17 protein-coding genes are annotated in these 23,351 nt (G+C 72.8%); 7 read left to right on the forward strand and 10 right to left on the reverse strand.

Going from position 1 to position 23,351, the window contains the following annotated elements; genetic code table 11:
- Nucleotides 1–21 precede the first annotated feature (21 nt).
- A complete protein-coding gene (locus ACYF6T_RS31440; RefSeq protein ID WP_461700706.1) occupies nt 22–1,209 on the reverse strand; it encodes a hypothetical protein in 1,188 nt (395 codons plus the stop codon).
- Nucleotides 1,210–1,535: 326 nt separating this feature from the next.
- On the opposite strand from ACYF6T_RS31440, the gene ACYF6T_RS31445 reads away from it, so the two are divergent.
- The 3 genes from ACYF6T_RS31445 to ACYF6T_RS31455 all read left to right on the forward strand — a co-directional run bounded on the left by ACYF6T_RS31445 (nt 1,536) and on the right by ACYF6T_RS31455 (nt 4,256).
- Nucleotides 1,536–1,928, forward strand: a complete 393-nt coding sequence (locus tag ACYF6T_RS31445) for a DUF2267 domain-containing protein (RefSeq protein ID WP_461700707.1) — start codon at nt 1,536–1,538, stop codon at nt 1,926–1,928.
- 268 nt (nt 1,929–2,196) lie between these two features.
- Entirely contained in the window at nt 2,197–2,646 is a 450-nt protein-coding gene (locus ACYF6T_RS31450) for a DUF485 domain-containing protein (protein ID WP_461700709.1), read from the forward strand.
- Nucleotides 2,643–4,256 (forward strand): sodium/solute symporter, encoded by a 1,614-nt coding sequence (locus tag ACYF6T_RS31455; protein WP_461700710.1) that lies wholly within the window; start codon nt 2,643–2,645, stop codon nt 4,254–4,256. The genes ACYF6T_RS31450 and ACYF6T_RS31455 overlap by 4 nt, the downstream gene beginning before the upstream one ends.
- Nucleotides 4,257–4,799: 543 nt before the next feature.
- Here the strand turns inward: ACYF6T_RS31455 and htpG are convergent.
- Nucleotides 4,800–6,701 carry a molecular chaperone HtpG gene (gene htpG / locus ACYF6T_RS31460; RefSeq protein WP_461700711.1) on the reverse strand — a complete coding sequence of 634 codons (1,902 nt, stop codon included), beginning with the start codon at nt 6,699–6,701 and terminating at the stop codon, nt 4,800–4,802.
- A gap of 788 nt (nt 6,702–7,489) precedes the next feature.
- On the opposite strand from htpG, the gene ACYF6T_RS31465 reads away from it, so the two are divergent.
- A complete protein-coding gene (locus ACYF6T_RS31465) occupies nt 7,490–8,902 on the forward strand; it encodes an RICIN domain-containing protein (RefSeq protein WP_461700712.1) in 1,413 nt (470 codons plus the stop codon).
- A gap of 21 nt (nt 8,903–8,923) precedes the next feature.
- On the opposite strand, the gene ACYF6T_RS31470 is transcribed toward ACYF6T_RS31465, so the two are convergent.
- Nucleotides 8,924–9,814 carry an aminoglycoside phosphotransferase family protein gene (locus tag ACYF6T_RS31470; RefSeq protein ID WP_461700713.1) on the reverse strand — a complete coding sequence of 297 codons (891 nt, stop codon included), beginning with the start codon at nt 9,812–9,814 and terminating at the stop codon, nt 8,924–8,926.
- Nucleotides 9,815–9,879: 65 nt separating this feature from the next.
- Nucleotides 9,880–10,146 carry a hypothetical protein gene (locus tag ACYF6T_RS31475; RefSeq protein ID WP_461700714.1) on the reverse strand — a complete coding sequence of 89 codons (267 nt, stop codon included), beginning with the start codon at nt 10,144–10,146 and terminating at the stop codon, nt 9,880–9,882.
- Between the two features lie 138 nt (nt 10,147–10,284).
- On the opposite strand from ACYF6T_RS31475, the gene ACYF6T_RS31480 reads away from it, so the two are divergent.
- A complete protein-coding gene (locus ACYF6T_RS31480; RefSeq protein ID WP_461700715.1) occupies nt 10,285–11,910 on the forward strand; it encodes a serine/threonine-protein kinase in 1,626 nt (541 codons plus the stop codon).
- 4 nt (nt 11,911–11,914) lie between these two features.
- Here ACYF6T_RS31480 and ACYF6T_RS31485 read toward each other — a convergent pair whose 3' ends face one another.
- A complete protein-coding gene (locus ACYF6T_RS31485; RefSeq protein WP_461700716.1) occupies nt 11,915–12,490 on the reverse strand; it encodes a phosphatase PAP2 family protein in 576 nt (191 codons plus the stop codon).
- Nucleotides 12,483–13,853, reverse strand: coding sequence for a diacylglycerol/lipid kinase family protein (locus ACYF6T_RS31490; protein WP_461700718.1), 1,371 nt, complete (start codon nt 13,851–13,853; stop codon nt 12,483–12,485). Before ACYF6T_RS31490 ends, ACYF6T_RS31485 begins: the two co-directional genes overlap by 8 nt.
- 474 nt (nt 13,854–14,327) lie before the next feature.
- Between ACYF6T_RS31490 and ACYF6T_RS31495 the strand changes: the two genes are divergently transcribed.
- Complete coding sequence (locus ACYF6T_RS31495; RefSeq protein ID WP_461700719.1) at nt 14,328–15,650, forward strand: alpha/beta fold hydrolase; 1,323 nt, start codon at nt 14,328–14,330, stop codon at nt 15,648–15,650.
- 19 nt (nt 15,651–15,669) lie between these two features.
- Here the strand turns inward: ACYF6T_RS31495 and ACYF6T_RS31500 are convergent, their stop codons facing one another.
- From ACYF6T_RS31500 to ACYF6T_RS31510, 3 genes are all read right to left on the reverse strand, one after another.
- A complete protein-coding gene (locus tag ACYF6T_RS31500) occupies nt 15,670–17,163 on the reverse strand; it encodes an MFS transporter (RefSeq protein WP_461700725.1) in 1,494 nt (497 codons plus the stop codon).
- 41 nt (nt 17,164–17,204) lie between these two features.
- The gene (locus ACYF6T_RS31505; protein ID WP_461700720.1) at nt 17,205–17,618 is read right to left on the reverse strand and encodes an SRPBCC family protein; all 414 of its coding nucleotides are present in this window, start codon (nt 17,616–17,618) and stop codon (nt 17,205–17,207) included.
- An 80-nt stretch (nt 17,619–17,698) separates the two neighbouring features.
- On the reverse strand, nt 17,699–19,699 hold the full coding sequence (locus tag ACYF6T_RS31510; protein WP_461700721.1) for a DUF1996 domain-containing protein: 2,001 nt from the start codon (nt 19,697–19,699) through the stop codon (nt 17,699–17,701).
- 209 nt (nt 19,700–19,908) lie between these two features.
- Here ACYF6T_RS31510 and ACYF6T_RS31515 point away from each other — a divergent pair, with 209 nt between their 5' ends.
- Nucleotides 19,909–20,442, forward strand: coding sequence for a DoxX family protein (locus tag ACYF6T_RS31515; protein WP_461700722.1), 534 nt, complete (start codon nt 19,909–19,911; stop codon nt 20,440–20,442).
- A gap of 13 nt (nt 20,443–20,455) precedes the next feature.
- Here ACYF6T_RS31515 and ACYF6T_RS31520 read toward each other — a convergent pair whose 3' ends face one another.
- Nucleotides 20,456–22,969, reverse strand: coding sequence for a beta-L-arabinofuranosidase domain-containing protein (locus ACYF6T_RS31520; protein ID WP_461700723.1), 2,514 nt, complete (start codon nt 22,967–22,969; stop codon nt 20,456–20,458).
- Between the last annotated feature and the right edge of the window lie 382 nt (nt 22,970–23,351).

Here is a 23,351-nt window from a genome sequence, read left to right on the forward strand (position 1 = left end):
ACCCTCCCGGAACGGGCCGTGTCAGGAGGAGCAGGGAACCCAGAGCGTTGCGTGGTACGGGCCGTCGGAGGCGCCGGGATCGGACGGCGTGGTGGCGCTGGTGCCGACGACGGAGCCCTGCCGGTCGGCGCCGGAGGCCGTGGAGTGGACGCCGCCGAGGGCGGGCAGCTCGGTGAGCGCGCCGGTGTCCAGGCGGTAGACGTAGGCGAAGGGGCCGGGGTAGGCGTCGCCGGCGACGTACTTCCCGCTCACGCCGTTGATGCCGGTACGAGTCGTCCCCGTGCCGAAGGGCGTCAGGGTCCCGGTGACGAGGTCGAGGGCGTAGGCGGCGGGGCGGTTGCCGGCGACGACGGTGTGCCCGGTGACCCGCGGCTGGTACGCCGTCTCGGGGCCGAGGTCGGTCCAGGTGCGGGTGGCGATGTCGTAGGCGAACCCGTGGGCGGGCGCACCGCTGTCCTGGGTGAAACCGACGACGGTGTGACCGCTGATCGAGGTCGCCTTGCTGACCGTGCCGCCGTACGCGCTCAGGTCCGTCATCGTGTGGGTGCGCAGGTCGTAGACGAAGGCGTGGCCTCCGTCGTACGGCGCCGCGGGAACGGTCCAGGTCCCGGCGATGAAGCGTCCCTGCGAGATCCCGACCGCCGAACTGCTGCCCGCCGGGCCGGCCGGGGTGCCCAGGTCGGTCATGACGTGGGTGCGCACGTCGTAGACGAAGGCGTGGGTGGTCTGGTCGGCGGTCCTGGCGCTGCCCACGACGGTGTGGCCGCTGATGGCGTTGACCTGACTGTAGAAGCCGCCCAGGGTGCCCAGGTCCCGCAGGTAGTGGGTGCGCAGGTCGTAGACGAACCCGCGTTCGTAGCCGTCGGCCGTCGTGGAGTCGCCGATGACGTAGCGGCCCTGGACGGCGACGGTGCTGCTGGTGGTTCCCCCCAGCGTGCCCAGGTCGGTCATGACGTGGGTGTGCCGGTCGTAGGCGAAGGCGTGCGACTCGGTGTCGCCGGGGAGCGAGGAGCTGCCGACCACCGTGTCGGGGTCCAGCGCGATCCCCGAGCTCATGGTGCCGCCGAGGGTGCCCAGGTCGACGGCGGTGTACTGCGCGGGCGGGGCCGGCCGCGAGGTGCCGGCGAGTGCGGGGCCGGCGCCGAGGGCGAGCAGGGCGAGCGCGGCCGTCGCGGCCGCGGCGCGGGCGGCTAAGCGTCTGTGTCTCATGGAATCCCCCCAGGAGAGCGGAAGTGGCGCGGACATCGGGAGACGCGCGGCGGCCGAGCCGTGCGGTGTGCCGTCCGGCGGCGTTCACCCGCGATCTTGACGTTGCTACCGTCCGGCCCGCGCGGCCAACCGCCGGGTCGCCGAAGGTACGGAAAAACTCATCCGCACGACGCACACCTGTGACTGCCGCAGACGCATGTGCGTCACGAGCCGGGCCGACACCACGTGGACACGCGTTCGGGCCGTGCGTCGGGCGGCTGCCTGGGTACCGGAAACGGCAGCGGCACACACCCGTGCCGCCGTGGAGCACCGAAGCGGAGGTGACGATGAGGTACGACGAGTTCCTCGCCCGCGTACGCGAACTGGGCGAGTACGCCGACCAGGACGAGGCCGCGCAGGTCACCGAAGCCGTCCTGCGGGTGCTCGCCCGGCGGATCAGCCCGCAGGAGGCCGACGACCTCGCCGCCCAGCTGCCCGGACCGCTCGGGCAGACGCTGAGCGAGGCCAAGGCGGAGCAGGCGGAGAGCTTCGGCACCGAGGAGTTCTGCCGCCGGGTCGCCGAACGCACCGGCGCACGCCCGCGCACCGCCGAGTGGGACGCGAGTGCCGTGCTGACCACCGTGGCGCGGACCGTCAGCGGCGGCGAGCTGAACCAGATCCTCAGCCAACTGCCGTCCGGTTACGCCACCTTGTTCGGCAGGGCCGACCTCGCCGGCTGACCGGCACACCACCGGCCGGCGCGGACCCGGCGTCCTCGCCGGCCGGCCGCCCAAGACGCCCCCGCGTCCTGACACCCGAACACCCGCCCTGTCACACCCGTCCCACCCACAACAGGCGAGGTCAGCGCACCGGACGCCCCTCACCAGGGAGTTCGGCCGAACCCCCTGCGCGCCGCCGGACACCCGCATAGCGTGCGGAGACCCGAACCGCTCCCCCACGTTCTCGCGGTCCGTTTCCCTCGGGCCCCGCTCGCAAGGAGATGCGCGGATGTCCTTCGACAGCTCCGAGTTACGCCCCGCCCGGCAGCACCACGGACGGTCACCCTCCTCCGCTCCGGCCCTGCGGACCCCCCGCTGGGCGACCGACGCACCGTTGCCGGGCCTGCCGACCGGTCGCTCACACCCGTACACCGGACAGCACCGCACCCTGCGCCTGCTGCGCCGGGCCTGCCGCTGGCAGCGGCGGGTCGGCACCTTCGCCGCCCTCGGCTACTTCGCCCTCTTCCTCGGCCTGACCGTCGCGGTCCCCTCGCTGATGACGCGACCCGCACCCGGCGGCCTGCCCGTCGGCCTGGTCCTCGCCCTGCTCCAACTGCCCGTGACCTGGCTGGCCGTGCTCGTCTACGAGGCCACCGCCCGCCGCTACGTCGATCCCCTGGCCCGCCGGGTGCGGCGCCATGCCCGTCTGTCCGCCGCGAGTGAGGAGGCGCGGCCGTGACGTCGTTCGGCGGATCGGCCCAGTCCTGGTCCCTCGTGGCGTTCTGCAGCGTCGTCACCCTCACGCTCCTGTGCTGTGTGCTGACCGGCCCGGGCGGCGACGACCTCGCCGAGTACTACACCGGCTACAAGTACCTGTCGCCGCTGAGCAACGGCCTGGCCGTCGCCGGCGACTACATCTCCGCCGCCACCGTCCTGACCGTCGGCGGGGTCATCGCCCTGTGCGGTTACGACGGCGTGGTGCTGGCCACCAGCGCGCTGCTGTCGCTGGTGCTGCTGATGTTCCTGCTGGCCGAACCCCTGCACAACACGGGCCGGTTCACGATGGGCGACGTGCTCGGCCGGCGGCTGCCGGGGCGCGCGGTGCGCATCACCGCCTGTGCGGTGACGCTGGCCGCGCTGGTGCCGATGATGGTGGTCCAGCTCGCGGCCGTGGGCCAGTTGCTGGCCTTCGTCCTGGGGTTCACCGACGGCGCCATGAAGACCGGCTGCGTCGTCGGGGCCGGCGGCCTGATGATCAGTTACGCGGCGCTGGGCGGGATGCGGGGAACCGCGCTGATCCAGATCCTCAAGACGGTGATGCTGCTGGGCTCCGGGCTCGTCGTCACCGCGCTCGTGCTGTACACCTTCGGCTGGGATCCGCAGGCGCTGTTCGACACGGCGGCGCGGCGCAGCGGGGCGGGCGACGCCTACCTGCGCTGGGGCATGCAGTTCACCGGCGGGCCGCATCCGGCGCTGGACATGGTCAGCACGCAGTGCGCCATCGTGCTGGGCGGCGCGTGCCTGCCGCACGTCACCATGCGGATGTACACCGCCGGCAGCACCCGCCAGGTCCGCCGGGCCATGTCCTGGGCGGTCTCGTCCGTCGCCCTGTTCGTCCTGGTGATCACCGTCGTGGCCGTCGGCGCCACCGCCCTCATCGGCAGGGCGGGCCTCGCCGCTTCCGACCCGCGCGGCAACACCGCCTACCTCCTCGGCGCCCGGGCCGCCTTCGGCACGCACCTGTCCAGGACGGAGAGCCTGGTGTTCACCACCGTCACCACGGCGATCTTCCTCACCCTGCTGGCGTCCGTCTCCAGCATGACGCTGGCCTGCGCCAACTCGCTGGCCCACGACGTCGTCGCCGCCCGCGGGCCCGGCATGTCGCCGCAGCGCGAGATGGGTCTGGCCCGTGCCTGCGCGCTGGCCGTCGGCACGCCGGTGATCCTGCTCGCCGTCCTGGCCCAGCACCGCAGCCTGCAGCCGCTGGCCACGCTCTCCTTCTGCCTGGGCGCCTCGGCGATCGCGCCCGCGCTCGTCTACAGCCTCTTCTGGCGCCGCTTCACCCGGGCCGGCCTGCTGTGCACGCTGATCAGCGGTTCCGTCAGCGTCCTGGTCCTGATGACGGGCACCAATCTCGTCTCCGGCTCCCCGCTCTCCGCCTTCCCCGACGCCGACTTCAACTGGTTCCCCTTCACCACGACCGCGCTCGTGTCGGTACCGGTCGGCTTCGTCGCCGGCTGGCTCGGCACCGTCCTGTCCGGCCGGCAGGCGACGCGACGCGCACGCGGTCGCTACGAGAGCATCGAACACCTCGTGCTGGCCGGTCCACCCGCACGCAGGCCCTACTGACGCAGAACATAGGCCCCGTAAACGAGCACCTCATCGCAAGCCGTCCCGAGTATGGCCGAAACGGAAACCCTACATGCGCTTGCCGACGTCATGATGTCCGCCCTGCGCGTCGAGATCGTGGGGGGCCGATGGAAGCTGTCTGTGCGCTCAAGGAAGGGGACCCGGGCCAGGTCGGGCCAGGTCGGCCCTACCGGGTGGCCCGCTCCAGGGGCGGCCGGGCCGTCGCGGTGAAGGTGGTGCGGCCCGAGCCGGCCGAGGACCGGGAGTTCCGGCAGCGGTTCGCCCGCGAGGCGGCCGCCGCCCGCCGGGTCAACGGCGTGCCTGGTCCTGACCATCGAGCAGTACGACGACGGCACCGTCGGCAACGGCGTGCTGACCCCGTGGGCCGCGCACTGGATCGGACAACCGCCGGGCTTCCTCACCGCCGGCCTCCAGGCAGCCGTCGACACCACGACTCCGGACCACCTGGACGGCACGATCTACGGCTCTGGCTGCTCGGCGTTCTCGGTGGACCGCTCCTGGGCCCTGGCCGGGCGCCGCCCGTCAGCCCAGGGTGCGCTCCAGCCGCTCCGACACCAGCTTCACGAAGCGCGCCGGCTCCTTCGGCCGGCCGCCCTCCGCGAGGACCGCGAGACCGTGCAGCAGCTCGGCGGACTCCACCAGTCCGGCACGGTCCTCGCGCTCCTGGTACGCCTGGTTGAGGCTGCGCACCAGCGGGTGACCGGGGTTGAGTTCGAGGATGCGCTTGGTGGGCGGCACCTCCTGGCCCATCGCCCGGTACATGTTCTCCAGCGCCGGCGTCAGGTCGTGGGCGTCGGAGACCACGCAGGCCGGGGAGACGGTCAGCCGCGTCGACAGGCGGACGTCCTTCACGTCCTCCGCCAGCTGCTCCTTCATCCAGCCCAGCAGAGCGGCGTACTCCTCGGCCTGCTTCTCCCGCTCGCCCTCGGCCTGTTCGCCCCCCTCGACGTCCAGGTCGATCTCGCCCTTGGCGACCGACCGCAGCGGCTTGCCGTCGAACTCGCCCACCGCGTCGACCCACACCTCGTCGACCGCGTCGGTCAGCAGCAGCACCTCGACGCCCTTGGCGCGGAACGCCTCCAGGTGCGGGGAGTTCTCCAGGCTCTGCCGGGACTCGCCGGTCATGTAGTAGACGGCGTCCTGGCCGTCCCTCATCCGCTCCACGTACTGCTGGAGCGTGGTCGGCTCCTCGGCCGAGTTCGTGCTGGCGAACGAGGCGACGGCGAGGATGGCGTCGCGGTTGTCGGCGTCGCCGAGCAGCCCCTCCTTCAGCACGGCGCCGAACTCCCGCCAGAACGTGGCGTACTTCTCCGGCGCGTTCGCCTTCATCTCCTTGACCGACGACAGCACCTTCTTGGTCAGCCGGCGCTGGATCATCCGGATGTGCCGGTCCTGCTGGAGGATCTCCCGGGAGACGTTGAGCGAGAGGTCTTGCGCGTCGACGACGCCCTTGACGAAGCGCAGGTACGGCGGCAGCAGCGCCTCGCAGTCGTCCATGATCAGCACGCGCTTGACGTACAGCTGCAGACCGCGCCGGAAGTCGCGGGTGAACAGGTCGTGCGGGGCGTGCTCCGGCAGGAACAGCAGCGCCTGGTACTCGAAGGTGCCCTCGGCCTGGAGGCGGATGGTCTCCAGCGGGTCGCGCCAGTCGTGGCTGACGTGCTTGTACAGCTCGTGGTACTCGTCGTCGGAGACCTCCTCCCGCGAGCGCGCCCACAGGGCCTTCATCGAGTTGAGGGTCTCGGGCTCGGGCGTGTCGCCGTCCTGGCCCGGCCTGGGGACGAGCCGGATGGGCCAGGTGATGAAGTCCGAGTACCGCTTGACGATCTCCTTCACCTTCCAGGTGGAGGTGTAGTCGTGCAACTGGTTCTCGGGGTCGGCGGGCTTGAGGTGGAGGGTGACGGCGGTCCCCTGCGGCGCGTCCTCGACGGTCTCCAGCGTGTAGGTGCCCTCGCCGCGCGAGGACCAGCGGGTGCCGGAGCTCTCGCCGGCGCGCCGGGTCACCAGCGTCATCTCGTCGGCCACCATGAAGCCGGAGTAGAAGCCGACGCCGAACTGGCCGATGAGCCCCTCGGTGTCGGCCGCGTCCTGGGCCTCCTTCAGCTCCTGCAGGAAGGCGGCCGTACCGGAGTTGGCGATGGTGCCGATGAGCTTGCCGACCTCGTCGTACGACATCCCGATGCCGTTGTCGCGCACGGTGAGCGTACGGGCGTCCGGGTCGAGTTCGATCTCGATGTGCAGATCGGAGGTGTCGGCGTCGAGGCCGTCCTCGCGCAGCGCGGCCAGGCGCAGCTTGTCGAGCGCGTCGGAGGCGTTGGAGACGAGCTCCCGCAGGAAGACGTCCTTGTTCGAGTAGACCGAGTGGATCATCAGCTGGAGCAGCTGACGGGCCTCTACTTGGAACTCAAACGTTTCGGTCGGCATGGTTCGCGTGTCCCTCGCAGGTTCCTGGTCACCGAATCGGGTGGGACTCACTGTAAAACACCAAGTCAGGGCATTGTCGTCGTTGTTCGATGTCGGGCCGCGCGACCTGGAGGCCGATCGGTCGTTACCGGCCACGAGGGGGCGGCATCCCGCTCCGGAACGGCACCACGGCGGTCGTGTTCGGGCGTGGGGGGACGTCCTCGTCTGGACCGCCTGCGACCGTGCCCTGTACACCGTGCGCTGTCCCGCGCAGGGCGGTGAGCCGGAACGGCACCGCCTGGCCGGGGCCCCGGCGGGCCGTGTGGTGGCGGCACTACGGGACCTCGACGGCCATACGGCGGTGCTCGCCGAGGACGACGGTGGTCGGAGGCGTGCGCGGTGCGTGCGGAGCAGGACGCCGGAGTGTGGGAGTGCGAGCCGCTGGCGGACGCGGAGGCTCTGCAGGACGTGGCGGCCGTGGGGTACCGCGGCGGGCCTACCGTCGCACTGGCGGGTGCGGCCGGGGTGCCGGTGCCGGCACAGGGCGCCGGGGCCGGGCAGGGCAGCTGCTGCGGGTGTCCGCCGCCGCGACCCGGGTGCGCCCGGCGCAGGGGCCGGGCCGGCGGCTGTGCGTGGCGGCCGTGGTGGACGGCAACGCCCGGCTGTGGTTCGAGGACGTCACACGGAACGGGTGGGACCATTCCACGGTTCTCGCGTGACGACGGGCGCTGACACGTCGTCAACAACCCTTGAAGCACCAGGAATTCACGTACGACGACTGGCGCACCACAGATCCCGACCGGTATGTCATGACACTGTCATCGTCGGCTCTCCGTGCCGGAAGTGAAGGGAAACCCCCCGTGCGCCTGCGCCCCCTGCGCGTCCTGTGCTGCGCCACCGCCCTGGCCCTGTCGCTGCCCGCCCTGCTCCCGGGCACGGCCTCGGCGGCGGTGCCCACCTCCGCGGTCTATCTGCAGAACTACTCGACCGGCCTGAACGCGGCCGACAGCGGCGGCACCGTCGCCGCGCACAATCCCAAGGGCAACGAAGACCACCAGCAGTGGACGCCGGTCGCGGTCGGCGGCGGCTACCAGCTGCAGAACGCCGACGAGTCCGGCACCTGCCTCGGCCGCAGCGGCACCTCGGCCGTCACGGCCTCCTGCGGTGCTGTCGGCACCACCTGGACGATCACCGCCGGCGCCGACAGCACGTACACCGTCTCCGTCCCCGGCACCTCCCAGTACCTGACCGGCTCCTCCTCGGACTCCGGCGCCGTCCAGCTCGGCTCCGCCGGCGATCTCGCCCGCTGGTACCTCACGCCGGTCTCCTACGCGACCACGGCGATGCCCTCCGCCGACACCCGCACCCTGGACCAGGTCACCTTCCTGACCGCGCACAACGCCTTCGCCAACGGCGCCGACGGCAACTTCGCCTCGTTCCCGGTCAGCCTCTTCCCCAACCAGAACTACGGCGTCAGCCGGCAACTGGCCGACGGCGTCCGGGGTTTCATGCTCGACGACTACACCGTCTCCGGTCAGGCGGTGCTGTGCCACAACAGCTGCGACGGCGTCAGCAGCCCCGTCCCGCTCGCCACCGACCTGCAGCGCATCGTCGACTTCCTCAAGGCCAACCCCGGCCAGTTCGCCACCGTCTTCCTGGAGGACTACGCCTCCTCCGACGTGCTGAAGTCCTCCCTCGCCTCCGTCAGCGGCCTGTACGACGTGCTGTACCGGCCCGACCAGGAGGGCGTCGCCACCAAGGGCTGGCCCACCATGGCCGACCTGGCCGCCCGCGGCAAGCAACTGCTGATCTTCAGCGACCGCACCCGGGCGAGCGACACCGCGAACGGCTGGAGCACCCGTGACGCCTTCGGCGTGATGTACCAGCGCGAGTGGACCGTGGAGAACTACTGGTCCATGGGCGGCGGGCTCGGCGACTCCGACTGGTCCTGCTACAGCCGCTGGGGCACGAGCAGGCCGCTCACCACGGATTCCGCCGCGTTCCACCCGCTGTTCGTGATGAACCACTTCCGCGACTACACGATCTCCTCCACCGCCCAGACGGACAACGGCAAGCTCCTCAACCGCGCGCAGAACTTCTGCACGCCCGCCGCCCGCAAGAAGCCCAACTACCTGGCCGTGGACCGCTACGACCTCGGCTCGCCCACGCCGCTGAGCACGGTGGGCACCCTCAACACGTACGTCCTCGCGCCGGGACAGTGACGGCCGGCGGCCGGGGCGGCGTCACTCCATCGACTCCACGACGCGGTCGAGAGTCCGCCGCCCCATGCCGCTCATCGTCGGATTGCTCTCGGCGTAGTACCAGACGACACCCATCGCCTGTTCGAACGCCCACGCCTTGCCGCGCTCCCACTCCAGATCGTCACAGGCCAGCGCCCGCCGGAGCACGTCCCGCGGGCCCGGCTGCAACAGGTGCCAGGCACCGACCAGATCCAGCGCGGGGTCGGCCGGGCCGAAGCCGCCGGTGTCGAGTACGCCGCCGAGCCGGTCTCCCGCGACCAGTACGTTGCCGGGAATCAGGTCGCCGTGGCTCATCACGTCGGCACCCGTGCGCGGAAGCTCCCGGAAACACTTCCACATCTCGCGCAGCCGGGGCACGTCGAGCAGCCCCTCGCTCTGCTCGAAACACTGCGCCATCCACGCGTCGTGGTGAGCGAGAACGCCACCACGGCCGTCGCCGCCGAAGCGCCGCCCCCGCGTCTCGGCGGCCCGCAGGTCTGCGATGAAGGCCGCGAGGTCCTCGGCGAAAGCGTCCGACCCGCTCACGTCCGCGTCGAAGGCGACCGTGCCCGGCAGCCATGTCTGGACCGACCACGGCAGGGGGTAACCCGCTCCAGGCTGGCCCAGGGCGACGGGTTCCGGGACGGGGAACCGGGACACCTGTGCCAGCTCCGCGCTCGCCCGGGCTTCCCGTTCCAGGACCGCCAGCGCCTCGCCGGCATCCGCCAGGCGCAGGGGGAAACGCGCGGAGAGGCCGTCGCCGATGCGGAAGACGGCGTTGACCGTGCCGGTCGACGCCACGCGTCGGACCGCCCTGCCGCTCCACTGGGGGAACTGCTCCTGGATCAAGGCCGCGACGAGCTCGGCGGGCACGTCCACTTGGTCATCGTGCATGGTCCTCTCTACCGGCCCGCCAGGGTCCCGATCAACCGGGATTTCCCCGGCCGCCACGGCGTACGTCACGGGCTGTCGCCCGTCCAGTCGAAGCGGCGGCCGTCCTGGGGGCGCGGTCGGTACAGGGCGCGTCCGCCCGGGCCGTAGCGGCCTATCTCGGTGTCCAGCGCGACGCCTTCGCGCAGGTCGTCGTGGGGGCGGTCGGTGACGTCCAGGAGCAGCCCGTCGAGCGGACCGCCCACCAGTTCCACGTAGGTGCGGTCGGGGCGGGGTGCGGCGTCGTCGTGGTCGGCACCGTAGACCCGGCCGCGCATGAACTCCGTCTCATCCATGGAGGAAGCCTCGCATCCGGCACTGACAGTGGCCCGGTGTCCGGATCATCCCCCAGGAGTGGCCGTATCCTGCTGCCGACCGCTCGCGCCCGCAGGGTGCCGCGGTGACGGGGTGGCGGGAGACGGGGGAGGACGCGCGTGCAGCCACTTCAGGCCACGGATCCGGGCACGGTCGGCGGTTTCCCGCTGCTGGCACGGCTCGGCGCGGGCGGTATGGGGCAGGTGTACCTGGCCCGTACGCCGTCCGGGCGGCCGCTCGCCGTGAAGACGATCCGCGCGGATGTCGCCGCGGCCACCGACTTCGAGGCGCGCTTCGCCCGCGAGATCCGCAACAGCGACCGCGTCCGCTCCCCGTGGACGGTGTCCGTCGTGGACTTCAGCCCGCCGGGCCGGCGTCCGCAGTGGCTGGCGACGGAGTACGTCGCCGCGCCGTCCCTCGCCGACTGGGTGGCCGCCCACGGACCGCTGCCGCCCGACGCCCTGTTCGCCCTGGCCGGCGAACTCGCCGCCGCCCTGGCCGCGGTGCACGCCTGCGACCTGACCCACCGCGACCTCAAGCCGTCCAACGTGCTGCTCGCCCGCGAGCGGCCGATACTCATCGACTTCGGCATCGCCCGCGCCACCGACGACTCCCGGCACACCCGCACCGGCGGCGTGATCGGCTCACCCGGTTACCTCCCGCCCGAACAGGCCGTGCACGGAGCCGTCGGCGCCGCGGGGGACGTCTTCTCCCTGGGCGCCGTCCTGGCCTTCGCCGCCAGCGGTCACGGTCCCTTCGAGCAGCCGGGCGAGGAGGTCTCGGCGGCGTCGCTGCTGTACCGCATCGTGCACGAACCGCCGCGGCTGGAGGGACTGCCGGAGGCGCTGCTGACCGTGGTGCGGCGCTGTCTGGCCAAGCAGCCCGAACTGCGGCCCGGCGACGAGGAGCTCACCGCCCTGTTGCCGCGCAGGCAGGGGCCCGGCGGCTGGCAGCGGGCGCTGCCGCCGGGGCTGGCCGACGACATCGCGGCCCGCGCGGCACGGGCGGACCGCCTGGTCGCGGGACCTGGCGCCGACGCCCCGCCGCCGGGTTTCGGACCGGTCGTCGAAAGCCGGCCGGCCGTCGAAAGCCGCCCGTACGCGCTCCCCGTCGCCCCGTACGCGCTCCCCGTCGCCCCGTACGCGCCCCCCGTCGCCCCGGACGCCCACTCCCCCACCCCGCGCTCACCACGCCCCCGCGCCCCGTGGATCGTGGCCGCCATGGCCGTCGGCGCCGCAGCGGTCCTGGGCGTGGTGCTGCTGAACGGCGGCTCCGGGCAGGCCGACGACAAGGGCGGCACGACGGCGTCGCCGAAAGTCTCCGCCGCGTCCGAGCGGCTGTCCTCGGCGTGGGCGGGCGTCTGGACCGGGAAGGGCCCCGGCAATCCCGACGCCGACGGTCAACTCCAGCCGCGCACCTCGTCGTTCGTCGTGACCCTCACCCTGCACGCCGTCGCCCGCGGACAGACCGCGGGCAAGCAGGTCAGCAATGTCACCGAGGCCGGCACCGGGCGCGAGGTCGGCTGCACCGAAGCCCTCGAACTGCGCGATCTCCAGGGCTCCACGGCGACCTTCGAGGCGATCACCAGTCACCCCACCGACCGTTCGGCCACCTCGCTGCAGTGCGAGAAGGGTCATGTGTACGTCGTCCAGCTCACCGACGACGACACCATCACGCTCGGCGAGGAGGGCGCCCAGACCGCCGGCGCGCCCGGCGAACTGCACCGGACGGGCGGCTCGCCGTGAGACCTCAGCCCTCCCAGCGGGCGACGGCGTGCACCGCGGCCGCGGCGGCGGTGCCGAGGACGGCGCCGGCGACGACGTCGCCCGGGTAGTGGACGCCGGTGTGGATCCGGGAGTAGCCGACCGCGCAGGCCAGCAGGCCCAGCGGGACGGTCGCGGCCGGGAACGTGGGTCCGACGGCGGCGGCGAAGGCCACCGCCGAGGCGGTGTGGCCGGAGGGGAACGACGCGGACGCCGGCATGGGCACGTGCCGTCCCGGGAAGGGCGAGTCCGCGTCGCGGCGGGGTCGCGGCCGGCGGACGAGGCGCTTGCCGAGGAGGTTGGCGGAGGTGGAGGCGACGCCGATGGCCGCGAGGCCGAGCGCGGCGGCGCGGCGCGGACGGCCGGGGCTCAGCGCGAGGAGTCCGGCGATCACGAACGAGATCTTCGAGTGGTCGGCCGCCGCGGACAGCCGCCGCAGCGCCGAGTCCAGTGCCGGGGTTCTGGTGACCGTCACCGCCTCGTACAGCGCCTGGTCGAGGCTGACGAGGTCGTGCAGCAGGCCGCGGGGGTCCCGCTGTCGTCGCGGCGGACGGTCAGGCATCGGTGTGCTCCTCGGTCTTGCGGCGGGTGCGGGGGGTGCGGCCGAACGCGAGCCGGACGACACGCCGCCAGTCCACGGACGGTGCCACGTACGGCGCGCCGGGCCGGTGGCGCGGCACCCGCACCCGCAGCGCGCCGGGGCGCACCGTGCAGACGACGGGCGGGGGCAGGGTGAGCGCCTCTCCGTCGACGGCCACCGGGACGAGTGTGCCGTCGGCGTCGACCACCACGCGACGTGACGTCAGGGACGTAATGCTACTGGCCCGTTCGCCGCGCAGGGCGACTTCGGCGGCCTGTGCCGCGCTTTCGACGCGGACGGCGATCACGCCGAGTGTGCCGCCGTCGAGGCGCGGTCTGCGTCCGCCGCCCAGGGGGTCGGCGCGGGCGTAGGGGTTGTTGCTGACGAGCACGGTGTGCGGGGCGTGCAGATGCTGGTCGTCGGTGCGCACGTCCAGGGTCGCGCCGGCCTCGCCTGCCAGGAGGTCCGGGAGCTGGTCGAGGGCGGTGGCCGCCTTGGCGTCGCGGTAGTCGGGGCTCTGCACGATCTCGGCGTACGTGCCGAAGGAGACGGTGTTGACGAACGGAAGCCCGGAGACGTCCCCCAGGTCCACGCGGAGTTCCACGCCGTCGCGCAGCGCGTCCAGGCCCGCGGCCGGGTCGTCGCGGTCCAGGCCCAGGTCCATGGCGAAGTGGTTGCGGGTGCCGGCGGCCAGGACCAGGAACGGCAGGCCGTGCTCGGCGGCCACGTTCGCCACCAGGGCCTGGGTGCCGTCGCCGCCGGCGACGCCGAGCAGGTCCGCTCCCTCGGCCACGGCGCGGCGGGCCAGCGCCACCGGGTCGGGCCGGGTGTCGAGGTCGAGCAGGATCACGCGGGCGCCGAGCGCCTCGGCGCGCTCCACCAGCCGGTGCCGGGCGACCTTGCCGTCCCCGGACCGCGGGTTCATGATCAGCACCGGCCGGCGCGGCGGGCGGGCCGAGCGGGTCCGCATGCCGTGCGGGGCGCGCAGGCGGCGCAGTGCGCTTCGGGCGCAGGCCAGAGCCGCGGCCCAGAACGCGAAGGCGGCGACGGCCGTGGCCCACAGGCCCGAGACGGCGTACAGGACCAGGACGGCCACGGGGGCCGCCAGTGCCACGAGGGCGCCGAGTACCCGTGCCGCTCCGCGCCGGGTCAGCACCCACCAGACGCCGGCGCCGGTGACGGCGAGTCCGGCCAGGCCGAGCAGCAGAACCAGCCACTGGGTGGCGCCGGTCAGTACGGCCCCGACGGCGCCGCCCACGCACAGCAGGGAGAGGCGGGCCAGGGCGCGGGCCGCCACCGTCTCCTTGCGGGCGCCTCTCGGACCGGTTTCGCGGGTGGCGTTCATGATGATCGGAGAGCCTCTCGGGAGGTCCGTACGGCGGACTCGATTGAACCAAACGCGGGGCGCGGCGGGACCGAACGCGGGCGTGGCGTGAAGCCTTCTTCCCCGTGGTCGCGCAACCTCACCTTTTCCGCGACCTGCGGCCCCGTGGCGCCTGGCCCTGCTCACCCAGACCGACTCCGCCTGCCGAGAGGGTCGCCGGCCGCCGGTCCCCTCCCGGGACCGGCGGCTTCGCCCTGCCCGGGTGCGGCCGGGACACCCGGGACAGATGATCCATCCCTATATTACTGAACCGTAACCTTCCGAGGGCTACCCCCGGTAACACGGGCGTCGTACGGTCCTGACACTTCGTCTAATTGCGGTGCGCGGCTGCGGAGGACGACCGCGGTCCCGTGCCGCCGGGCCCTGCCCCACAGGGCCGTCGACCACCCGAGCCGCAGTTCCAGGCTCGGCCTCCCCCAGCCCCGGAGGTCCGCCATGCCCCAGTCCGCCCGTCTGCTGGCCGTCGCCGTGACGACCGCCGCCTGTCTCGGTGCCACCGCCCTGCCCGCAGCGGCCCAGCAGTCCGACGCCGTGGTGTCGCGAGGCGTCACGATCCCGGAGTTCTACAACCCGCCCGCCGACCTGCCCGCGGCCAACGGCGCCCTGATCCGCAGCGAACCGCTGCCCCTCGCGCTGAGCCTGCCGGGCCTGGACGGCCCCCTGCCGGGCACCGCCACCAGACTGATGTACAAGTCCACCGACTCCAACGGGCAGCCGATGGCGGTCACCGGCGCCTACATCGAACCCACCGCCGCCTGGAAGGGCACCGGAGCACGCCCCTTGGTGGCCGTCGCGCCCGGCACGATGGGACAGGGCGACCAGTGCGCCGCCTCCCTCGGCCTGGAACACCCGCTGCAGATCAACGGCCAGACGGTGTCGATCGGTTACGAGGACCTGGCGATCTACCGCCTGCTGGCGCGGGGCGTCGCCGTCGTCGTCACCGACTACGCCGGGCTCGGCGCCACGGACCACCTGCACACCTACGTCAACCGGGTCGACGAGGCCCACGCCGTCCTCGACGCCGTCCGCGCCGCCCGCTCACTGAGCGGGACCTCGCTCACGCCCGACTCTCGCGTGGCCCTGTTCGGCTACAGCCAGGGCGGCGGAGCGACCGCGGCCGCCGCCGAACTCCAGCCCGGCTACGCCCCCGACGTCACCCTCGCCGGCACCTCCGCGGGCGCCCCGCCCGCCGACCTGGTCGCCGTCACCAAGGCCATCGACGGCAGTGAACTGGCCGGCGCCCTCGGCTGGTCCGTCAACGGCTTCCTGCAGTCCGACCCCGCCCTCCGGCCGATCGCCGACGCCCACCTCAACGCGGCCGGGCAGGCGGCGCTCAAGGACCTGTCGACGATGTGCGTCGGTGACGCGATCTTCGCCTACGACCATGCGCGCAGCACCAGGTGGACCACCGACGGCCAGTCCCTCAGCGACATCATCCAGCAGGAGCCGACGCTGAAGGCCTTCCTGTCCGAGCAGCGCATCGGCACCCTGGAGCCGGCCTCCCCGGTGCGCGTGGCCACCGGCACCAGCGACAACCTCGTACCGCACGCCCAGGCCCGGCAACTGGCCGCCGACTGGTGCGCCAAGGGAGCCGACGTGACCTACAAGCCGGTCTCCCTGCCCGACCTGGGCAGCGCGCTGATCAACCACTTCACGCCGCTGCTCACCGACCAGGGCGACGCGATCTCCTGGCTGACCGACCGCCTCGACGGCAAGCCCGTCACCTCCAACTGCGCCGCCCTGCCCCTGCTGCCCTGAGCCGCCGGAGCCCGCCCGCTCACCCCTGCGTGGCGTGCGTGTGGCTGTGGGACGCCTCGGGCGCGCAGTCGCGGTGCCGGTCCCTGAGGTCGCGCCGCCAGTCGTGGACGGCCAGGCCCAGCGCGCAGAGCATGGGCACGATGCCGGAACCGACCGCCAGGGCCACGGCGGAGCGGTAGTCGTGGGCGTGGGCGGACAGCACCACGTAGAACAGGCCGGGCAGTGCGGCGGTGCCCACGGCACCGCCGAGGCGCTGCCCGGTCTGCAGGGCCCCGCCGGCGGCTCCGGCCATCCGCACCGGCACGTCCCGCAAGGTCATGGTGACGTTCGGGGAGATCACGCAGCCGCTGCCCAGGCCGCCGAGGAGCAGCGCGGGCAGGGCCAGCCAGGGGGCGCTGTCGGCGGGCGCCCAGCGCAGGATCAGTGCCGTCCCGCCGAGGCCCAGCACCACGGCCAGCAGCCCGCACACCGTCAGCAGCCTGCCCAGCCGCTGCACCAGCCGGCCGGCGATGGCCGCGGCGGCCGCCGATCCGATGGCGAACGGCGTCACGGCCAGCCCGGAACGCAGCGGCGAGTAGCCGAGACCGTTCTGGAAGAACAGCGCGAAGACCAGCCACACCCCGCTGAAGCCCACGAAGTACAGCGCGGCGATACCGGCCCCGACGTCGTACCCCCGTGTCTCGGTGGCCAGCCGCGGATCCAGCAGCGGACGGCCCTCGCGGGCCGCGACCCGCGGCTCCCACCGTGCGAACGCCGCCAGGAACGCGGCGCCCACCAGGAAGAGCCACCACAGCCGCCGCACCCCGCCGGACTCGGCCAGCACGAGCGGCAGCATCAGCGCCAGCACCCCGCAGCCGAGCAGGACCACGCCGCCGAGGTCCAGCTTCTCCCGGCGGCCCGGCCTGGTCCTGGGCAGCAGCCGGATGCCGAGGACCAGCGCGAGCACGCCGACCGGCACGTTGACGTAGAAGATCCAGCGCCAGCCGTCGGGGCCGTCGGCCAGTTTCAGGATCAGACCGCCCACGACGGGGCCCACCGCGCTGGAGACGCCCACGGTCGCGCCGAACAGACCGAAGGCGCGGCCGCGTTCGGCTCCCCGGAACATCTGCTGGATCAGGGCGGAGTTCTGCGGCGCCAGACAGCCCGCCGCCAGTCCCTGCGCCAGCCGGGCCGCGACGAGGAAGGCGATGGTGGGGGCCGCGCCGGCCGCCGCGCTGCACAGCACGAACGCGGCCAGGGCCAGCAGGAAGATACGGCGTCTGCCGACCGCGTCGCCGATCCGTCCGGCCGTCACCAGGACCAGCGCGAACGCGAGGGCGTAGCCGGATACCACCCACTGGATGGCCGGTGCGCTCGCGTGCAGGTCGCGCTGCATGGAGGGCAGCGCCACCGCGACGATCGTCACGTCCAGCAGGCTCATGAAGCCGGCCACCAGCGTGACCCACAAGGCCCGCCACCGCCGCGGATCGTCCGTCTGCCCCGGCCGGGCGTCCTTCGCCCGGCCTGTGTCCACCCGTGCGTCCGATGCCACCTGGCCTCCCGCCGCGCCGCGCGTCAGCCGGCGGCCTGGTCGACGCGCAGCCGCACCTGCTCCTCCAGCCGCTCCAGGCTCCGGTCCAGGGCCTCGCACGCGGCCCGCTCCCCGGGGTCGTGCTGGTCCTCGAAGAACGACAGGTGGACGGTGACCTCACTGGTGGCGTTGTCGGTCCCGGCGACCTGGAGCCAGCCCGCGTAGCTGCCGTCCTGCCGGGTGCCCCACTCCAGCCGCATCTGCTCCGGACGCGGGCGCAGCAGCGCGGGGGTGTCCTGGTCCGTGTCGTCCTCGTGGACGGTCACGGCCGGGGGATCCTCGGGCCGTACGTGCAGCGCGTCCGGCAGCCAGGTCTCCAGCTGGTCGACGTTGGCCGCCTGGTCGAAGACGTGCTCGGGCAGCGCGGGCATCGTGCGGGAACGCTCGTATTCGGTCATCACTCATCGTCCCTGTCCGTGGCGTCGTACAAGCCCACGCGTGCCCGTTTTGTCGCGGTGGAATCCCCCGCACCGACGGATCAGCGCAGCAGCCGCCGCTTCGAGCTCGCCAGCACGACCAGCCCGGCGACCAACAGGACCGTGCCGGCCACGGCGGGCCACAGGGTCGTGCCGGTCTCGGCCAGGTCACCGCCCTGGACCGCCTGCGGGGTGGTCTGGGAGGCGGCGATCGGCGCGTTCGCGGTGGCGTCCGTGGCCTGCGGCTGCGCCGTGGTCGAGTCGTCGCCGGCATTGCCCTGCGCGGGAGCGGACGCGGTGCTCCTGTCGGGTGAGGTCGACGTGTAGACGCGGGGCGCGTCGCTGCCGGCGGTGGGCCGTCCGTCGTTCGCCGGCTCGGTCTGCGGGGCGGCGGTCGTGGGGGCCGCCGTCTGCTCGCCCGTGCCGTCCGCGGGCGGCTGGGTGGCGGGGGACGACTGCGCGGGCTGCTCGTCGGTGGGCTGCTCGCTCGGCTGCTGCGACGGCTCGTCGGTCGGGTTGTCCGACGCGCTGTCCGTGGGCGCGTCGCTCGGCTGCTGGGTTGGCTGCCCACTCGGCTGCTCACTCGGCTGCTCGGTCGGGGGCTGGGAGGCTCCGTCGTCCGAACCCGCGCCGCACTGCCGGCCGTCGTTGATGCAGTCGACCATCTGCCGCATCAGGCCCTCGTCGAAGACGTTGATGAAGTCGCCGTGGTCGGTGACCGGCTTGTGCAGCTGCTCCGGGAAGGAGTCCACCGCGAACAGCGGGGTCGTACGGCCCCCGTCCTGCAGGCTGGGCGCGTCGACGTCGTAGACGATGCGCTGGACCAGCTGGGGAATGGGCTTGAAGCCGTCGGGGCAGTTGCCGGAGGCGTCGGCGAAGGCCACGTGGGTGCGGTGGTTGGCGCTGTCGATGTTGCGGCCGTCCCAGCAGCTCTGGAAGCGGAAGGTGCGCACCACGTCGCTGCCCTGCGGGCACAGCGGGTACTTGTCCTTCAGCTGCCGGTCCTCGAACCCGGTGCAGCTCCACGAGGCGTTCGCGTTCGCGGTGCCGTTGACGAAGGCTTTGGCGTCGCCGGTGATGATGCGCAGGAAGCGGGGCATCGCCGTCACCTCGCCGCGCGGGTTGCCGATGAAGGTCAGCGTGACCTCCTTGGGGGTGACGATCTTGCCGGCGTTGCCCTCGATGCCGCCGCCGGGCGAATTCGCGTCCCGCTCCTGCGTGCCGTTCTGCAGGCGCAGCACCGGCCAGTAGTACGTCGACTTGTCGCCCTGGTCGGCGCAGCTGGTGTCGGCGTTGGCGAGGTCGTCGTCGCTGGCGAAGGCGTTGTTGGACTGGTTGCCGACGTAGTCGTGGAAGTGGTGGGCACCGTTGGAGACACCCGGGGCGACGATCACGTTGTCCGAGTTGAACAGGCCGCCCGCGTTCACCCCGCAGCTGCTGGTGAAGGAGCCGCTGGAGGCGAACGTCTTCAGGTCCGGGGCCGGGGAGTTGGGCTGCACGGTGGTGATGTCGGCGTAGTCGGCCGCGACGGGGCCGTTGCCGGCCTGACCGCCGTTGCCCGGGGCGCCGCTCTGCCCGCCCTGCGTGCCGGTGGAGGCGTCCGCGGTGCGCAGGGTGCACGCCGCGAGGGAGTCGAGGCCCTGGGGGCGGTCGGCGACCCGGTCCACTGCGTCGGCGATGCCGTCCAGGGTCTGCGTCCGCTTCTCCTTCAGCGGGTTCATGATGGTGTCGTCGGTGAAGCCGCTGTCCTGCCGCTGGGCCTGGGTGGCGGACTGCAAGCGCTGGTAGGCCTCCGCTATCTGCTGGTCCAGAGCGGCGAGTTGCCTGTCGACGTCGGCCTTCGCCTCCTCCGGCACCTGGGTCAGCTTGCTGCCCACGTCCGGGCAGTCGATCGTGCCGCCCATCGCGCTGAGGGTCGTCGGCTGGGCCGCGCCCGAACCACTCTCGGTGGCCGAGGCGTAGACGTTGACGCCGACCAGTCCGGCTCCGCCCAGGATCAGGGCGAAGGCGGCGATGGTCGCGCGGCGCGGGCCGGTTGGGCGTCGGCGCGTGGTGCGTCCCACGAGAGGTCTCCTACGGGTCAGGGCGGTCGGGCATGGAAATCCCTCGCCCCATACGGACGCCGGCACCCCTGTGTTCAATCGCCTCACGGATTCTTATGAATCTCTCAGGAGGCGCAGGTCCCGGCAGGCGCGCTCGCGGTGTGCCGATTGCCCTCGCCCCGGCAGGGAACCCGGTGGCTGCCGTCGTACGCCTACGTCTGGAGATCGTCATGAGTCTGTTGCGCGTTGCCGGCCGCCCCATGCTCGCCTCGATGTTCGTCGCCGGCGGTCTGAACTCGCTGACGTCCCCCGAGGACGTCGCCCCGGTCGCCGAGCGGGTCGTCCAGCCGGTGACCGAGCGTGTCGAGGCGCTTCCCGACCGCACCGAGCAGGTGGTACGGCTCAGCGGTGCCGTACAGGTGGCGGCGGGCGTCCTGCTGGGGCTCGGGCGGATGCCGCGGCTGGCCGCGCTGGCCATCGCGGGCACGCTGGTGCCGACCACGCTGGCCGGGCACCGCTTCTGGGAGGCGGAGGATCCCCAGGAGCGGGCCCAGCAGCGCATCCACTTCCTCAAGAACCTGTCCATGCTCGGCGGTCTGCTGATCGCCGCCGACGACACCGGCGGCGCGCCGTCGCTGTTGTGGCGCGGCCGGCACGCCGTCCACGACGTGCGTCGTGACGCCCAGCTGGTACGGCGCACCGCCCGCGCCACCGCCCGTCCGGCGTCGGCAGCCGGCGGGGTCAGGGCCAAGCTGCCCGTCTGAGGGCGGGTGCCCGTCAGGTCCGCGCCAGTTCCGCCACCTCGGCCGGCGTCAGCGTCCTGCCGTACACGCGGAAGTCGTCGACGGCGCCCCTCAGATACGGGTCGGCGTACTGCGACCTGCCGAGGTACGCGGCCGGGATGTGGTTGCCGAAGCGGCGCGGTTGCACGGTGACGGCGCCGTTGCGGCCCGCTTCCCGGCCGTCGACGTAGAGCACGGCCGTGTTCGCGCCGTAGGTGACGGCCACGTGTGTCCAGCGGTCGGTGGGCAACGGGGCGGCGTCGATGCGCTGTTCGGCTCCGCCGCCGGCCGCGGTGATGGCGTAGCGCAGGCTGCCCGCGTCGCTGCGCGGGGTGAGGAACATGTTGGCGGTGACGCCGGTGCCGAAGTCGAAGACGCGCGTCCAGTAATCGGGTTGGCCGTCGAGCCTGACCCAGGTGGCCACCGAGTACGCGGACGCGCCGGCCAACAGGTCCGCGGCGAGGGCGACGTGGCCGTTGGTGCCGTCCAGCGCGACGGCGCCTCCGGTGTGCCCGGCGGTCCAGGTCGCGCCGCCGGCGAGAGTGGCGGCCTTGCCGTTGCCGGTCGCGTCGGCCGCCGTGGTGCCAAAGGTCTCGTCGAAGGGGTGCCAGGCGGCGAACTGCGGCGGCGGTGAGGGGGGTTCGCCGGTGAGCCAGTAGACGTCGTAGTGCTGGTGGTGGACGCGGGCGACGGGCAGCAGGGTGACGGTCTCGTCGTCGGCGCGGGCGGTGAAGCGCAGGGGGTCGGCGGAGGTCTGGCGCAGGGTGGTGGTGTCCAGGCGTCGCAGCCAGGGGTCGGCGCGGTCGCCGTAGGCTCCGGCGAGGACGACGGGGCCGTGCAGGACCGCCTGGACGTCGGGGTCGTCCGGGGTGGCCTCGGTCCTGGTGCGCAGGGGCAGGATGATCTCGACGCGGTCGCCGGTGCGCCAGGCGCGGTCCAGGGCGAACCGGCTTCCCGGCGTCGGACGGTCGGGCGGCGTCCGGCCGTTGACCTTGACCCGGGCGCCCTGGGCCCAGGACGGGATGCGGACCAGCAGACGGTGCTCGGCGCGTCCGGCGACGACGGTCAGCGTGGTGGAACCCTGGTCGGGCAGCCGGGTGGTCTGCCGCCAGGTGATGCCCTTGTCCCGCCAGTTCACTTCGGAAGGGATGAACAGGTTGACCAGGAGCCGGTGTTCGTCGTGGGTGTAGACGGTGTCGGCGAACTTCGCCTGGGTCTCCATGCCGGTGCCGTGGTCGCAGGAGAAGTTGTCGTAGTCGGTGGAGTAGGCGTCCGGGTCCGTGCCCATGAACGACGGCTGCTGCTTGAAGGAGGCCGGCCCCAGGCCGGTGTAGTAGATGTTGAAGCCGTGGGCGGAGTCGGGGTCCTGTTCGCCGAGCATCTGGTTGAACAGGGTGCGCTCGTAGTAGTCGAGCAGGTCGGTGCGGTCCGGGGCGTGCAGGTGCAGCAGCCGGGTGAGCTTGAGCATGTTGTAGCTGTTGCAGTTCTCGCAGGTGCCGTTGGACAACTGCCCCGCGATGACGTCGGGTTCGTGGAAGGCCTCGCCGTTGCTGTTGCCGCCGATGACGTAGGTGTGGTGGTCGGTGACGATCCGCCAGAAGTTCTCGGCGACGGTGCGGTAGCGGTCGTCCAGGCCCTCCTCCCACAGGCGCAGGGCGCCGACCATCTTGGGGATCTGCGTGTTGGCGTGCAGTCCGGCGAGGCGGTCCTCGTTGCGGGCGAGCGGGTCGAAGACGCGGGCGTGGGTGAAGCGTTCGGCGACCTGGAGCCACTTGGCGTCGCCGGTGAGGGCGTGCAGGTCGGCGAGCACGTCGTTCAGGCCGCCGAACTCCGTCTCCAGCACGCGCTGCATCTGCTCGTACGACAGCCTCGCCGTGCGCCGGTCGACCCAGTCGCCCGTGCGCAGCACCACGTCGAGGGCCTGCTCGTCGCCGGCCAGGCGGTACTGGTCGACGAGCCCGGCCATGATCTTGTGCAGGGTGTAGTACGGCGCCCACACCCCCGTGCCGGCCTCCAGACGGTCGAAGAAGCTTTCGGGGAACGCGGAGAGGTAGCCCTGGCCGAATCCCGCCGCGGGCGAGGCGGCCTGGCAGTCGGCGAGCGCGGCGACGAGCCCGCGGCCCTTGGCACGCAGGGCGGTGTCGCCGGTGTTGGCGTAGGTCAGGGCGAGGCCGGAGAGCAGGTGGCCGGTGGAGTGGCCGCGCAGTTCGACGTCCGGGGCCTCCCAGCCGCCGCAGGGCCGGGCGGTGCTGGGCAGGCCGACGTTGCGGCGGAAGGTGTGCAGCAGGCGGTCGATGTCCACGAAGACCAGGTAGGCGGTGTTGCGGCGCTGGTTGTCGCGGAAGGGGCCGGGAAGCAGGGTCACGTCGGCGAGCGGGAAGGGGCGTACCCGCGTCGGCGGGGAGGGGGCCGTGGCGGCGCGGGCGGGGGTGCCGGGCGTCAGGGTGAGCGTGGCGGCCGCTCCGGCGGCGCCGGCGAGGAAGGGGCGTCTGCCCAGGGGTGCGGTCATGGTGGCCTCCGCATGTCGACGGCGTGGGCGGGGAGTCCCGTTCCCCGCCCGGCAAACCGCTGTTCGAGATACCGGATGTGGTGCGACATGCCGTGCGGGACTCCACGCTAGAGGCTCGCCCCGTGATGTCAACGGCGCCTTTCGGGACGTGAGTTCACCGACCCGGCGAGCGCTCCCACGCCGCCATGGCGCGGCTCCGCCCGGGACGCGGAGTCGAAGCCTCCGTCGAACGGAGGCCCCCACCTGCACTCCCCCGCACGGTTGCTCCTCGGATGCGCACGTCGCAGTTGCGTCGTCCTGTCCCATCCGATTGGGCCCCGAGCGGCGAGGTCCCGGACGCGGGGGGGGGGGGGGGGGGGCCCGGGCGGGCGCCGCCGGGGGG

The sequence above is a fragment of the Streptomyces sp. 7R007 genome, assembly GCF_054850255.1.